We start from the raw sequence: 14,723 nt of genomic DNA, 5'->3' as shown, positions 1-14,723 counted from the left end.
TCCTTCCCTTCATCAGTTCGCGGGCAGCCGGAGCGCCGCGTACGAGCCCGGGAGTCCACCGCCACCAACCGACACAATGATGTACTGCACACCTTCGTGCATGAACGACATCGGTGCGGTGAGCGTCGGGGCCGGGAGTTCAACGGAGCCGAGGTGCATGCCTGTCAGCTTGTCCACACCATGCATAACCGGCGCCTGCCCGCGACCCTCGCCATACAGGAAGAGAGTCTTCGTCACGATCGCCGTCGCGTGCCCCGTGCTTCCCGTGTTTGGGATGTCGACTCCCTGCAGCGCTGGGTGGTCCTTGATGCGATCCGGCGTGAATCCGTTCGGGATCGACCACAGGGTCTCACCGGTATTCATGTCGATGGCTGTGATGCTCGCATAAGGCGGCTTCATGATGGGCAGCCCCTGCGGACCCCTGATACCACCTGGGCCAACGGTTACCCAGTCGACGTTCGAGTCGTCGTCCACATCGGTTCCCGGACGGAGCACCGGCGCGCTGCAGCCGCGTTGCGAAGCCGTGTACAGAATTCCGGAAACGGGGTCGACCACGGTGCCACCAGGGATGTTCGTGCCACCGTTTGCGCCAGGGCAGTGGATCGACGTCCCGACACCGTTTGCATCGGCTAATGCAGGCGGATTAAAGAGCGGGCCGAGTCGGTACTTCGAGGTGATCTCGAGTGCTTCGGCGCGGAGTTCAGGTGTGTAGTCGATCAGCATGTCCTCGGTGAGTCCCTGCATCTCGTACGCAGCAGGCTTCGTCGGGAACGGCTGGGTCGGAGACGTCCATTCACCAGGTACGTCCGTCTGCGGGACCGCGCGTTCCTCGATGGGCCAGATCGGCTCACCCGTCACGCGGTCGAGCACATAAACGAAGCTTTGCTTCGTGGTCTGCGCGACGATCTTGCGTGGCTGTCCATCGATCGTGACATCGATGAGCGCGGGCTGCGCGGGGTTGTCGTAGTTCCAGATGTCGTGATGGACCGTCTGGAAGTGCCAGCGACGTTCTCCCGTCTCGGCGTCGAGCGCGAGCATCGTCGTGGAGAAGAGATTCGCACCTGGATGGAACCCACCGTAGTAGTCGATGGTGGGCGGGTCGGTCGAGACGTACACGAGCCCGAGCTCCGGGTCGGCCGACATCGGTGCCCATGCGGAGACGTTACCCGTCCACTGCCACGCGTCGTTGAGCCACGTGTCGTTGCCGAACTCACCCTCCTGCGGGATGACGTTGAACGTCCATTTGTGGGCACCGGTCTTCGTGTCGAAGCCCATGATGTTCCCAGGGACGTTCTCCTGCATGTACTCGTAGTAGCCCTGCTCGTGAGAGTTACCGACGACGATCGTACCGTTGATGATCATGGGCGGGGTCGAGTTCGTGATGTACCCGATGGAATGATCGAGTCCTTCGTCGTGGTCATGCTCCCAGTCACCCAGGTAGGTGAGCAGGTCCACTTCTCCGCCAACACCGAAGTCCTCAATGGGATATCCCGTCTCCGCATCCAGGGCCCACAGGAAGAAGCCCGGCGTGATCACGTAGATCCGCTCCTGACCGTCAACGATGTCGTATGCGACGCCCTTGCCGTAGTTCTTCCGCATGGAGTCTTCCCACCGCTTCGTATTAGGCTCGCGGAAGGTCCACAGCGTCTCACCCGTGGCGGGGTCGATGGAAACCACCGTGCGCCTGGAACCGGCGACGGAGTACAGCTTGCCGTTCACGTAGATCGGCGTCGAACGGAGGAGGGGATCCGGACCGCCCGGGCTGTAGTTGTCGCCGCGCCACATCCACGCGACCTCGAGGTCTTCGAAATTGCTGGCGTCGATCTGGTCGAGTGGCGAATACCGGGTCGTGTGAGTGTCCGCGCCCCAAGAGCGCCACTCACCGACGGGTGTGCCGCGCTCGACGGCCTGCGCCGAAACGATGCTCGCGGAAATCGCGATGGCCGCGAGGGCCGTGAAGAGCTTTTTCATCAGTCGTTCTCCGTACGTGCTGCCTGTTGCGGCGCACCGTTTCCGTCAGTTGCGAAGCAGAAGAAGAATCCGTTTCCGCCAGATCCTTGTAAGTCCGTCTGGGAGCAGCCGCGTGAGTTGTGTGCGGAGTTCCAGGACGTGGGGTTCTCGCCGCCACCTTGGCGGTCGTGATGACCGACTCGCGTGGAACCCGCGCCGTTGCTCGTCCAGTTGTCACAGGCGGTGTAGCTCTCGTCTCCGACGTACGCCGTGCCGTCCAGATTCGAACCGGTCATGAGGTCGTGCATGTTGGGATCGTCACCGCGCCCGTTCACGATGGAGCCCTTCTCCGTGAGGATCGACTCCTTCGTGAGGTTGGCGTCGTCGGAGTGCAGATCCGTGACGTCGCGAGCGATCATGTCGCCGCTGAAGTTGTACCACGGTCCTGACCCGATCCGATCTCGGGCATTCACCGCCATGGTGCCGTTGCTCTCGAGCGCACTGAGGTATGCGCGCCACCTCAGGTCTCCGAAGCCGGCTGCGTACGCGAGGTCCTCGCAGTGCTGATCCGCACCCGCTAGGCCATCTAGGTTGGCTCCGTCACCAGGGCCTGCACTGGTGACGAAGAAACTCATATCCGCGTCTTGAGCCGAAACCGGTGCTGCGCCCGCGAATGCCAAAGCAGCGAGTACTGCGATCGCCTTCCTCAAAGTGGTGCTCCTGCTGAAAGTGATCGGCGGGCCGACGTATCCCGGGCCGCCTCCCTAATTCGTTCGGCCAATGTCCGACGGTGGGTCGAAACCGGCAAGGAGGCGCAGGCTTTGCCGGGCAACGACCCGCGATAGGTTGAGCGCCCCAGCACAGTGTCCGTCCCCATGTGGTGGCAGGGCTGGGACCCTCGATGAGGTGCATCAGCCTGACGAGTCATGTGCCATCCATGATCTAGTCGCGAGTGCCCAGGTCCTGGCCCTTACGACGCTGGATCTCGTCGGATAGGACGCGTCAGTCTTCCTGCGCTCCCGGACTCCCTGACTCGACCACGAAGGTCGCGCGCGTCGACAACGACCCACCCGGTTCTGAGACCTTGTCGACCACTTTGTATTCACTGGTCCATGTGTCCGGGGTGACGGTCGCGGTCACGTAGCCGCGCTGTCCATTGTAGAACTTGATGTGTGGGTTGTGGCTCAACGACGCCCGCCCGCCGTTTGTCATGTCTGCTCCGTCCCCACCGGAAGAGAGCGACGTCCCGACGAATTCCGTCCCCACCACAGGGGACGATAGGTCGTCGAAGTCGGTGTGGAGGTCTGCGACCCAATTCGAGTGAATGTCTCCGGTCAGCACCACCGGATTGTTGACCTCTGTCGACTCGAGGTGGTCCAGGAAGGCTCTGCGTTCCATTGGATATCCGTCCCACTTGTCCATGGCCCAGGTATCGTCGCCTTCGTCGGACTCGCCACGTAAGCGAGCCACCATCACCTGTTGCGCCATCACATTCCAACCGGCGCCTGAGACGGCGAGGCCTTCGAACAGCCAGTCACGCTGCGCGGCACCCAGAATGGACTGCTCCGGCGAGATGTGTTCCGCACAGGTAGGCACCCGCCCGTCCGAGCACGGCTGATCGCTCCGGTACTGACGCGTGTCGAGCACATTCATCTGTATGAGGTTGCCGAAGTTCAGGCGGCGAAAGACCTGCATATTCGGGCCGTCGCGCACCGTCGAGGTACGAAGCGGCATCATCTCGTAGTAAGCCTGGAAAGCAGAAGCACGCCGGAGCATGAGTTGTTCTGGACTCTGATCGTCCTGTGCGAAGACACTCGCCCAGTTGTTGTCCACTTCGTGGTCGTCAAAGGTCATGATCCAGGGCATCGCGGCGTGGGCCGCCTGCAGCGCCGGGTCCGATTTGTATTGGGTGTAGCGATTCCTGTAATGATCCAGCGTGACGATCTCAGGGCCCTCGTGGTGGCGAACCGTGTCCCCGTCATGCTCCGCGTACTCGTAGATATAGTCACCGAGGTGCACCGCGAAGTCGACGTCCTCCCGTGAGAGGTGCTCGAGGGAGGTGAAGTACCCCACCTCGTAGTGTTGGCAGGAGGCAAAAGCGAAACGGAGCTCATCGACCGTCGCCCCGACGGCGGGGGCTGTCTTGGCCCGCCCAACGGCGCTCACCTCCCCACCGACCATCCATCGATAGAAGTACCAGCGGTCCGGATCGAGACCAACGATCTCTGCGTGCGCGCTGTGTCCCAACTCGGGGGTCGCGAGCGTGGACCCTGTCTGAGCCATCCGCGTGAACCCCTCGTCATGAGCGATCTCGAAGTAGGCGCGTACGGGGTTGGCCAGTGCTCCTACTCCCTCGAGCGCCTCTCTGGCCAGACGGGTCCATAAGACCATTCCGTCGGGCGCTGGATCTCCCGAGGCGACCCCGAGCGTAAACGGGTACGAGGACACGCTCTCAAGGCCCCACTGGTCGCCTCCCCTGTAACACCCCGTAGCTAGTAACGCCGCCACACTACTGCTCAAACGCAGGAAGTCGCGGCGCGTGCCGTTTAGGTGAAAGAGGTCGTACCACTGAAGATCGGTGGTCTTCATTTCCAGCTCCGTCGTTTCGGGGTCGACGCAATGATATGTGTGCTGCATGTTCGGCGCATGAAAGCCATAACGTTCCAGGGCGTCGAGACACTCGCCTACGAAGACGTAGCCGAACCGAGCATCGAAGAAGCCACAGATGTGATTGTGCGTGTGACAGCGGCCGGTTTGTGCGGGTCAGACCTCCATCCGTACTTCGGTCGCGAGACAGGATTAGACGTGGGCACCGTCATGGGCCACGAGATGGTGGGTGAAGTCCTAGAAGTCGGCGGTGAGGTCACAGACTTTGTAGTTGGGGATCGAGTGGTCGCACCCTTCACCACGAGTTGTGGCGCCTGTTTCTATTGCCGAGCTGGACTGACCGCTCGGTGTGAACGCAGCCAGCTATTCGGTTGGGTTCAGGACGGAGTGGGCCTCCACGGCTGCCAGGCCGACTACGTCCGCGTGCCGATAGCAGACGGGACCCTTGTGCGGGTCCCCGAGGGCCTAGACGAGGCCGTCGCACTGCTGGCTGGGGATATTCTCTCGACTGCCACGTTCGGTGCGGAATTGGCTCGTGTGGGAAGCGGAGACACCGTGGTCGTTGTCGGGTGCGGGCCGGTCGGGTTGCTCGGGATCCGGGCCGCTTTCGAGCGAGGAGCCGCGTGCGTCATCGCCGTGGACAACGTGCCGAGTCGTCTCGCAGTCGCAGAGGCGTTTGGCGCCCAGCCGGCAAACTTCGCCGAAGAGGACCCATCTGAAATTGTGAGAGGATTCACCGACGGCCGGGGCGCAGACTCGGCGATCGAAGCCGTAGGCTCACCTGAGGCCACGCGGGCTGCGGCTGACCTCCTTCGCCTGGGAGGAACTCTGGCAGCGGTTGGAGTTCACGCTGAGCCCCACCTCGCGCTCTCACCCGGCGAGATCTATGATCGCAACCTGACCTACTCCGGTGGGCGATGCCCGGCGCGTCACTATATGCCGGCCTCGCTTGCGTTGGCCGTACGGGATGAGGCTTTGATCGGTACGCTCATCTCGCACCGGTTGCCGCTCTCGGACGGCATTGACGCGTACCGGAGCTTCGCGGCCCGAGAATCGGGCTGGACCAAGGTCGTTCTGCACCCGACCGACTGAAACAGAGAAGAGACCCAATGAACCTCCGTGCTACCTCCATCGTCGCGATCACTTCCCTCAGTCTCATTGCGTGCGATTCGGGCGTGCCCGGAAACAGTGCCATTTCGGAGTCGGCCCTGTCCGCGGATCTCCATGTTCTGGCCAATGACTCGATGGGTGGGCGTCTCGTGGCGTCGTCGGGACTCGACCAAGCGTCGGCCTGGATCGCTGATCGCTTCGAGTCCCTTGGGCTCGCTCCGGCCGGTGACCGGGGCGGGTATTTTCAGCGCTTCGGGTTGGCCTGGTTCAGCCTGGGAGTGGGGAATCGGCTGACCGTGGAGGGCGCCGGTCCAGGCCGGACCCCGGGGCAGGGTTGGACGCCCTCAAATGCGGGAGCGAGCGGTTCTGCGAGCGGTTCGGTCGTCTTCGCTGGCTTCGGGATCGTCGAACCGCGCTTGGAGCATGACGACTACCAAGGGGCCGATGTGAATGGCCGTATCGTTCTCATGCTGGAACGGGAGCCCGGCGTGGCGGACCCGAGCAGTCCCTTCGACGGAATCGTAACTGCGGAGGCGTCGCGGACATGGCGGAAGGTCCTAGCCGCACAGGAGCGGGGCGCGACGGCTGTGCTGTTCGTCAGGGACGTACACAACCGCGAGGACATCAACGACTGGCCAGCTGTCCATACTGGTGCGTGGCCGGATGAGCCTCGCCGCATCGAGCGGTTCACCCTTGAGGCGTGGGCAGAACAGATCACGATCCCTGCCGCGCAGATTTCCGCAGAACTTGCCGCGACGCTCGTAGAAGGCTCTGGTCGCACGCTCGAGGAACTCGCGGTTGAAGCCGAGAATGCCGAGGGGGGCCTCGGGGTGGTGGACCTCGGAAGCGCCCGTGCTGACCTTCGCACCGAGGTCGAACGCCATGTGTCGCCGGGTACCAATGTGCTCGCCATGATCGAAGGCTCGGACCCGGACCTGCGTGACGAAGTCGTCATCATCGGGGCCCATCACGATCACAACGGCATGGATGGGGAAGTCGTCTACAACGGCGCAGACGATGACGGATCTGGGACGGTCGGCGTACTCGCGATTGCGGAGGCGTATGCGCAGGCAGCGGCCAGCGGAGATTTGCCCGCGCGCAGTGTCATCTTCGCGATTTGGGATGCTGAAGAGAGGGGGCTGCTCGGGGCCTGGTACTACACGCAGCGGCCACTATTTCCGCTTCAGAGCACGGTGGCGAACCTCAACATGGACATGATCGGCCGGCACGAAGAGGTGCCCACCGACGGAGGTGGTCGCTTCCGTGGCCTCGACGTACAGAGTGCGGAGTCCAACTCGAATGCGACGAACATCCTTGGCTATTCCTACACGCCCGAGCTCGTGCAGATCGTTCAAGATGCGAACCGGTTCGATCTGACGCTTCGGCTTCGTTACGACAACAGTGCGTCGAACCTGCTACGGCGGTCCGACCACTGGCCGTTTCTACAGAGTGGGGTGCCCGCCGTCTGGTTCCACAATGGACTCCACCCGGACTACCACACGCCGAACGATACTCCGGACCGCATCGAGTACGAAAAGATGACCCGGATCGTGAAGCTCGTTCACGAGACGAGTTGGTCCTTGGCGAACGCCGTCGGACGGCCCGGTTTGGCTGGAATGGGATCGAGCCCTCCGTCCTGACCCCGTAAGCTATCCGTCGCGCGGAGCCGTCCACACTAACGCAGCGACAGAGCGAGCCGGACCGTCACAGTTGGCGTCTGAGAATCCGTCGAAGGATCCAACCCGCCGAAAATCCTCACGGATCACGCCGGGCAGTCGTCCGTTACCCGTCAGCACGTCGATCGGGCCGCCGCGAAAGAACTGTGATTTGTCGTCGGTCCCGGTACAGTGCATCTCGATGTACGCTCGGACGTACCCTGCACGGACGATTCGGAAATCACCAAGTGTCGGCTCGTCGGGTGGTGCAAGGTTCGCCAGAGAGAATTCCTCGAATTCTCTCTCGGGTGCCCCTGGTGTGAGGGGCTCCTTGGGTGAGTCACCGGGGAGAGGGATTCTCCAGTGACCTGTACTCACCGAGATGTGCGCGTTCAGGATGTTCTGTATTCGATCACGGAATTCATGATCGATGTAGATGCGATGTTCTGCCCAGGAGGCATATGCGACCACAGCGCCTGCCTCCACTTTAGGCAGGACGTGAACCGCACCGTCACTTAGGGCGACCAACTCGGAGGACGTCACGACGGCCGAGTCGTCCGACAGGTCGTCACTGCGCGGAGCGCATGCCGCCACCGAGGCCATGGCAAACATCACCAAGGCCAACTGCCTAAACATTGGGGGAAGCAAGGGACTCACGCCCCGGCTCGGGCTCCGATGTACGCCTTGATTGCCGCGTATTGTCCCGGCCCATCCAGTCCGGCCTCGTGGATTACGACATCGCCGGTTCCAGATCCCAGGAAGTGTCCGTGAATGAACGGGTGTTGGGTGTGGGCCCGTCCGAGTCCAGAAGCGACCCATCGGTACATGGTAGGGAGTGTGAAGCCGGTGATGCCCATGGCCCGTTGCGCTAATCCCTCCCCGTAGATGTCAGCCTTCTCCGTGTCATCGAGTCGATCGAACAACTCGGGACTCGAGACGTATACAGCCTCGACGTCGATCCCGTCTTCGAGGAGCTGAGGGAGGGCGCTCTGAACGAATGCGATGGCGACCCCTGATCCTTGGAGAACCACCGTTACGTCAGCTTCACCGCGTGCCTCGCGGAGCTTGTAGACGCCTTTCGTCGCCTCCAAGGCCGGAGCGAGTCCAAGTCCTTCCCGGTCGAGCACTGGCTCTCCCGGTCGAGTCACAAACGGGATGATCACCGCCGGGGCGGCTCTGAATGCGGCCGCCACCAACGGCCATATCTCCTGAGGTTCCCATGGCGTGAGCGTAATGGCGGTGCCCGGCGGGTAGTTCTCGGCGTGCAGCTGATAGGCCTGGGGATCCGCGTGCGTCGGCCCGTCTTCGCCCGTCTTCATACCCGCATGGCCACACTGGAGAATGAAGGGCCGGTAGGGCCCTGGGTCGATCTCCTGCCGCATCTGTTGGCTGATCGCGTGTACACGCGCCGGGATGTGGCCGAGCGGCGAAATGAACGCCCCGTAGGACGCGCCGATTCCAACGTGGCGACCGAAACCGGAGATGCCCGACAGGATACATGCGAGACCGTCTTCGCAGATGCCACCCACGCTCAGCGAACGTGCGCCGAGATTGTTCTGGTAATGCCAGAAGCCCTCAGGGAAGCCCTTGGCGCCGCCCGAGACCGCCGTGGAGTCCAAGAGGTCCGCTGCGCCGAGGAGCACGCCTCCGCCAGATGCGTTGTTCAGGTAGCCGAAGACCGCACCGAGTTGCGTCCGGAGCGGCTTCTTCGAGCCGATCTCCAACTGGAGTTCGGGCGGCGTCTCATGCGGCGTGGCCACATGCAGGATGCCGTCGAGCGTGGGAGCACCGGGGCGAGGACCACGGCCGAAGGCGTTCAGCCGTTCCCGGGAAGTCGTCAGGCGATCTGACATCTCACCACAGAGAGTGGTGTCCTCTTCGAGCTTGCCTCGGATGCGGGTCAACGTGTCCCAATAACATGCTTCGACTTCTTCCAGGCTGGACGGATCGTCGGGTGTGGCTAGGTCCGCTGCTTCGTCGCCGAACAGAGGCGTCATGGTCTCTCGCCAGGCGTCGCTCCCCATTTTGTGTCCACCACCGTGCGACTTCTTTCCGGTGATGCCGTACTGCCATCCCTTCTCCGTCCGGTACACTACGGCGGTTGGTTGGCCGTTATCGAATTCGAGCGCTCGCTTCTGGCCGGTCATCACCTGACCCATGTCGAAGCCATCCTTCACGTGCACGACGTTCCAGTCATGCAGGTAGAAGAACTCCATGGGATCCCACTGCACGTATTCGCCCGGCGCGTCATCCTCCCGTGTCACTTGGTCTGAATCGATGGAGGCTTGGTTCCAATCCAAGTGGCAGATCGCGTTGGACAATCCCGAGGCACCGGCGGACGCGACGACCTCGTAGACTCGGCCCGGTGTGAGTCCGCCTTCGCCTTCGATCATATGGACGTACGGGGCCTTGTCGCCGTAGTAGTCAGCTGCGCCAAAGGCGAGCCCGATCGAACTGCCCATGCCTACGCCTGACGGACCCGTGGCCAGCCGCACGAAGGGGGTCATGGGTGTCGGGTGTCCGTCGAGCGCCTTCGCGTTGAATTGCTCAAACAACGGTGCCCCATGCGTGGGGTTTTTGCGGAAGCCGAGGAGGTCTTCGAGCCGCAAGCGCAGATGGTCTTCGGTGGGGAGGAGGTCACGGTTGCCCAGGCGCGCCACTTCGTCGCGAAGTGCCCACATGCCGTACAGGCCCGTCGCTTTGTGCCCCGCCGCAAAGGAGATTATGTCCGCGTCGTGTCGGTTTGGATCCCCCACGTCGTAGTCCATGGTACCGAACAACAGAGCCGTGAGGACGTGCCCCACCGAGACGGAGCCACCGGGGTGGCCGGACTGATGGAAATTGAACTGCGTCGCCACGATCGATCGATAGATCATGTCGAAGCGAGTCATGATCGCGAGGGATTCGCTCGATGCGATGCCATCGTCCGTGGAATCGACTTCCACCCAATCAGCCCTGCGGGGTCCGAAGGCTCGGCTCATGATTCTGCGGCAACTATCATGGGTGTGGTGCCCTTTATTCAGTACCTGTTCATAGAAAGATACACGGGACGTCGCGGCTTCCCAGGGGCTATATTGTCGCCATGGATCTGATGATTTCCGAGGCCGCCCGGGCCGAACTGCCAGCGGCATTCTTACAGTTGTTCGTGACGCTCGGCCTGGCACTTCTGTGCGCGATTTTGCATGCGCAGTATAGGAAGCCCTATTTCGCGTTGTGGGCGGCAGCTTGGCTTCTGTACGCCACACGCATCGGGTCGATCGTCATGTTGGTCCAGACCGGTGTGTCGTGGTGGCTCTTCTGGCATCAAGTCGTCACAGGGTGGACGGCGATCGCGCTCCTCTGGGCCGCGCTCGTTTTTTCGCAGCGGACGGCTTGGCGGACTTGGTATTGGCTGGCGGTGGCAGTTCCGCTGGTGTGGTCGTATGTGGCCATCTACATGCTGGAGTCGTTCTTCTGGGCCGCCGGGCCAATGGTGGTGTTTCTCAGCCTGACCACCGGCTGGACGGCGTGGGCGTTTTTACGCTACGACCGGCTCGTCGGTTCTCCGGCGGCGCGCTTTCTCGTAGCGGTACTCGTGTTGTGGGCCATCCACCATCTGGACTACCCGTTCCTACGTGCCCAGGGCGCGTGGAATCCGTGGGGGTACTACCTCGACATCTTCTTCGAGATGGGAATGGGGTTGGGAATTCTCTTCTTGGTCCTTGAAGACCTGGACCAGGGGTTACGTACCCTGACGTCCTTGTCCGGAGAACTCCAAGGGCGGGGTGTGGACGACGAACCGATGGCCGAAGCCATGCTCAGGCGGGCGCTTTCCTTAAGGGGCGTACATGGCTCGGCTCTGTACCTCGCGACTCCCTCCGGGGGAGCGTTCGTGCATGGCGCTGGGGTGGCGGCACTCTGGCCGTACGAAGGAGCGCCTGGTCCGGCGCTCGAGAGCTCCGAGTGGGTCCAGTCAACGGGTCTCCCAGCGCTCGAGCGAAAGCCCGATGAAAGCGGACGGATCGGGTGGAGTCATGCGTACACGGCTGCCTTACCCGTCATCCGAGACGATGACGTCGTCGGGGCGCTCGTAGTCGTAGGTCAGGCTCGTGATCCGTTCACGGTGCTTGACAACCGCTTTCTCTTGGCGTTTGGACAGCAGGTGGGAGCGGCGCTCGAGAATGAAGATCTCCACCGGAGCTTGGAGTCTCGTACCGAAGAGCTAGAGCGATTGCAGGCACGTATGATCCATCAGCACGAAGAGGAGCGGAACCGGCTGTGGCGCGAGTTGCACGATGAGACCGCTCAGGTCCTTGCCGCTCTGAATCTCCAACTAGGGCTCCTCGAGGAGCGAGCGGACACGAGTATGGCGCAGGGACTCGACCGGGCGAAGAAGTTGGCCGCCGAAGGGATCAAGAGTATCCGAAGCGTGACGCGAAACCTCCGTCCCATAGCCCTGGACGACTTGGGACTGATCCCGTCCCTTTGTGCCCTGGTGAGGGACTTCCAGAGCGACGATGCGTTTGTTGTGGACGTTTCAGCACCCGCGACGGTCCCTGCGTTGCATCCGGATGCCGAGTTGGTTCTCTACCGTGCCCTCCAGGAAGCGCTTTCGAACGCCGTGCGCCACGCTCAGTGTTCACGCGTCGAGGTTTCACTTGTCGTCGAGGACGAGCAGGTTCGTCTGTCTGTTCACGACAACGGAACGGGAATCCCGGAGGACGCGCTCGGGAAGCTAAGCAGTCGGGGCGGACTGGCTGGCTTGAGGGAACGGACCGTCGGAGTGCGGGGTGACTTCCAAGTCGGCAACCATGAGGATGGAGGTGTCGTACTTCGAGTCGGCGTCCCGAAAGTTCAAACTGAGGATGAGCCGTGAGTGAAGGATTGAGAGTTGTTATTGCGGACGACCACACAGTGGTGCGTCAGGGAATCCGAATCGTCCTCGAGGAGGTCCCTGGGCTCGAAGTCGTGGCCGAGGCCGGTGATGGAGCAGAGGCTCTGCGATTGATCGCGAAGTTTAAGCCGGACGTGGCCGTCCTCGACGTGACCATGCCCGCGAAGACTGGGCTCGAAGTTGCGAAGGAATTGCGCGACTCTGGCAGCGACCTGGGCATCCTCATTCTCTCTATGCACGACGACCCCGAATACGTGCTGCAGGCGGTGCGCGCCGGGGCAGACGGGTATGTGCTCAAGGACGTGGCACCTTCTGAACTCCGCGACGCGATTCAGGCCGTAGGGAGTGGCAAGGAGTTCTTTGCCGAGCGTGTCACCTACCAGCTCAGTGTGGGGCTTCGCGAGGAACTCGAGCGCGAGCAGAAACGGACTCGCATCGGGAGCCTGACGGGCAGAGAAGTTGAGGTTCTGGTCCGGATCGCGGATGGGAATACCAACCGTGAGATCGGCAAAGAGCTCGGGATCAGTCCGCGCACGGTGGAAACCCACCGAGAGCGTGTTATGGCGAAGCTGCGGGTGCGCACTGTCGCCGGCCTGACGCGCCTCGTTGTGGGGTATGGCCTCGGCCAGACGTAGATCTCCCTTTCACGACGCCCGTCGGGATGGACCCGTAGGAGATTCCACCTACTGAAAATGAGGTAACTCTCCGCATTACAGTGGGTGCAAATCAGTTAGAACAACGTAAGACGAACCAGTCGCGTTTTCTTGTTATTCGTTATCGTTCCAAATTACGCTGGAATAACGCCATGTGCCGTCCTCGCCTCGGCGGAAATGGTCAGCAAATTTAAATGAGATTGCTGTATCTTCTCCGTCCATGTCTACAGTCATGGCTCCGTTTCCGTGTCCGATGGCAATGTTTCCATCTATTTGGATGTTATCAAAATCGAAATTGAACTCACTCATGACTGGAAAGCCATCCAGAAAAGTTCTCAGATCGGGACCACTGACTCTTGGAGCTCCTGGCGGATCAAAAAATACGTCTTCGGTGCAGATGTCGAAAAGAGCGTCCCAGTCGCGGGCTAGACAAGCGCCCACCCATGGGGCAATTAGGGCTCGAATCTGTGCAGCAGCATCCATCACTACTCTCCTTTTTCAGGGGTTTTCACATAAAACTCCTGAGTCTACAACTATGTTTCATGCGATTTTCAGACAAAGGTACGTACTGTGTTGACGTATAGCTATACGCTATGAGCGTGTTAGGCTGAATATAAGTGCTCGGATGAAAAAGGTCTTGGAAAACTTCAGGTAGTTTTGTAGGTCGACGGATAGGCAACAGATCTTCTCCGCACCCAGTCGAACTCAGAAACAAAGCCAGCACTGACGAAAAGGTCCTGCGCATAGTCAACGGCAGCTAGGTCAACCGTTACTGCTAGGACACCATAGCGCGATCGCGGTAGCATCACGATCTGGGTTCTCAGTTAGTAACCGCTCAGACCAGTCCGGGCCTCCCATGAACAAAACTTGCACCGTATTGCCTCCGAGCTCGCCCGTCTCTTCGCGCAAACTATCCCACATGTCTACTTCACTCGTCCAGATTTCCGGACCCTCAGCATGGAGCATCGCCACCCGCTGGCAATCCTCAGACACGGTATCCGACTCAATCAGAACCTCAACGGAACTCATCGGCACAGGATAAGCCGACCGATCCATGAGTACCGAACTGTTAACTGAAACGCACCCAGCAAGACTGATGGTCATCAATGCGACTAACGGTTTCATCTCTGTCCTTTGACCTAAAGAGTAATGCCTTGGAACACAGTTATATGATTCATGTTCCGTGCCAAAGAGTTATGTTGTATATGATAATCATTTAGGCTACTCGGCAGCAAGCGTCATGTCCACTTTTAGGGACGCACTAACAAGGGCATCCGGGACACTTTATTGGTATCGCACTCTCCGGAAAAAGTGCGATAGGTCATGGACGAATACGGATCCAACTCATTCCGTCGCCTCGTTCTGAGCCCTGGATCGGAAGAACAGCAGCGATGTCACCATCAGCTAGGAAAAGAGCCGGGAAGTACTCCCCAGCTGCATCTCGCTGCCTATCAACCCCTTCCCCGACCCATGCATCAACGGAGAAGTGCGCGGAGAACCTGACTATGTCGCCTAGAGATCCCGGATCGAGGACAGATACAACGGATAGGAAATTCAACGCCCCAAATGAGGTGTTCAGCGAGCGGGGACAGCGCGAGGCATGGGACGAGGAGCATGGGGCTGCGGGGTTGGCCTGAAAGCAGAGGCGGCTGGAGTCGCGGCCTGTGCTGAGATGTGGGTGGGGGACGAGGGGATGTCGATATGGGCGGAAGCGAGCGGCCGGGTGGCCGAGGGTGTTCGGACAGACTGGAGGCGGGCGGCTCAGTCGTCGAAGTCGGCGGGCAACGACGGGTCGAACATAAAGTTTGGGATCGACTCGGCCTGGGTAGGATCGAAGGCCGGGGTCTGGTCGAGGAGGAAGTCTCCTTGGGGCGG

Annotated in this window: 11 protein-coding genes; 4 read left to right on the top strand and 7 right to left on the bottom strand. The window is 61.1% G+C overall.

Translation table 11 applies throughout. From position 1 onward, the window contains the following. Positions 1-12: 12 nt before the first annotated feature. From P8L30_01370 to P8L30_01360, 3 genes are all read right to left on the bottom strand, one after another. On the bottom strand, positions 13-1,971 hold the full coding sequence (locus P8L30_01370) for a PQQ-binding-like beta-propeller repeat protein (GenBank protein ID MDG2238849.1): 1,959 nt from the start codon (positions 1,969-1,971) through the stop codon (positions 13-15). Next, positions 1,971-2,660: a hypothetical protein gene (locus tag P8L30_01365; GenBank protein ID MDG2238848.1), complete on the bottom strand. Its 690-nt coding sequence runs from the start codon at positions 2,658-2,660 to the stop codon at positions 1,971-1,973. Before P8L30_01365 ends, P8L30_01370 begins: the two co-directional genes overlap by 1 nt. A gap of 292 nt (positions 2,661-2,952) precedes the next feature. Further along, positions 2,953-4,539 carry an alkaline phosphatase D family protein gene (locus P8L30_01360; protein MDG2238847.1) on the bottom strand — a complete coding sequence of 529 codons (1,587 nt, stop codon included), beginning with the start codon at positions 4,537-4,539 and terminating at the stop codon, positions 2,953-2,955. 57 nt (positions 4,540-4,596) lie between these two features. Between P8L30_01360 and P8L30_01355 the strand changes: the two genes are divergently transcribed. Further along, on the top strand, positions 4,597-5,649 hold the full coding sequence (locus P8L30_01355) for an alcohol dehydrogenase catalytic domain-containing protein (protein MDG2238846.1): 1,053 nt from the start codon (positions 4,597-4,599) through the stop codon (positions 5,647-5,649). Between the two features lie 17 nt (positions 5,650-5,666). Continuing rightward, the gene (locus tag P8L30_01350; protein MDG2238845.1) at positions 5,667-7,307 is read left to right on the top strand and encodes a M28 family peptidase; all 1,641 of its coding nucleotides are present in this window, start codon (positions 5,667-5,669) and stop codon (positions 7,305-7,307) included. Between the two features lie 9 nt (positions 7,308-7,316). On the opposite strand, the gene P8L30_01345 is transcribed toward P8L30_01350, so the two are convergent. Both P8L30_01345 and P8L30_01340 read right to left on the bottom strand, forming a co-directional pair. Beyond that, complete coding sequence (locus P8L30_01345; GenBank protein MDG2238844.1) at positions 7,317-7,979, bottom strand: hypothetical protein; 663 nt, start codon at positions 7,977-7,979, stop codon at positions 7,317-7,319. Then, positions 7,976-10,303: a hypothetical protein gene (locus tag P8L30_01340; GenBank protein MDG2238843.1), complete on the bottom strand. Its 2,328-nt coding sequence runs from the start codon at positions 10,301-10,303 to the stop codon at positions 7,976-7,978. Before P8L30_01340 ends, P8L30_01345 begins: the two co-directional genes overlap by 4 nt. 101 nt (positions 10,304-10,404) lie before the next feature. On the opposite strand from P8L30_01340, the gene P8L30_01335 reads away from it, so the two are divergent. Both P8L30_01335 and P8L30_01330 read left to right on the top strand, forming a co-directional pair. Continuing rightward, a complete protein-coding gene (locus P8L30_01335) occupies positions 10,405-12,177 on the top strand; it encodes a GAF domain-containing sensor histidine kinase (GenBank protein MDG2238842.1) in 1,773 nt (590 codons plus the stop codon). Continuing rightward, positions 12,174-12,830: a response regulator transcription factor gene (locus P8L30_01330; protein ID MDG2238841.1), complete on the top strand. Its 657-nt coding sequence runs from the start codon at positions 12,174-12,176 to the stop codon at positions 12,828-12,830. The genes P8L30_01335 and P8L30_01330 overlap by 4 nt, the downstream gene beginning before the upstream one ends. 132 nt (positions 12,831-12,962) lie before the next feature. Here P8L30_01330 and P8L30_01325 read toward each other — a convergent pair whose 3' ends face one another. Then, a complete protein-coding gene (locus tag P8L30_01325; protein ID MDG2238840.1) occupies positions 12,963-13,331 on the bottom strand; it encodes a nuclear transport factor 2 family protein in 369 nt (122 codons plus the stop codon). 279 nt (positions 13,332-13,610) lie between these two features. Beyond that, a complete protein-coding gene (locus P8L30_01320; GenBank protein MDG2238839.1) occupies positions 13,611-13,877 on the bottom strand; it encodes a hypothetical protein in 267 nt (88 codons plus the stop codon). Positions 13,878-14,723 lie beyond the last annotated feature (846 nt).

This window comes from Longimicrobiales bacterium (assembly GCA_029245345.1).
Taxonomy (GTDB): domain Bacteria; phylum Gemmatimonadota; class Gemmatimonadetes; order Longimicrobiales; family Gaopeijiaceae; genus CALFPJ01.
Note: the sequence above shows the minus strand (reverse complement) of the source record. Positions and strands in the feature narration are given on the sequence as shown.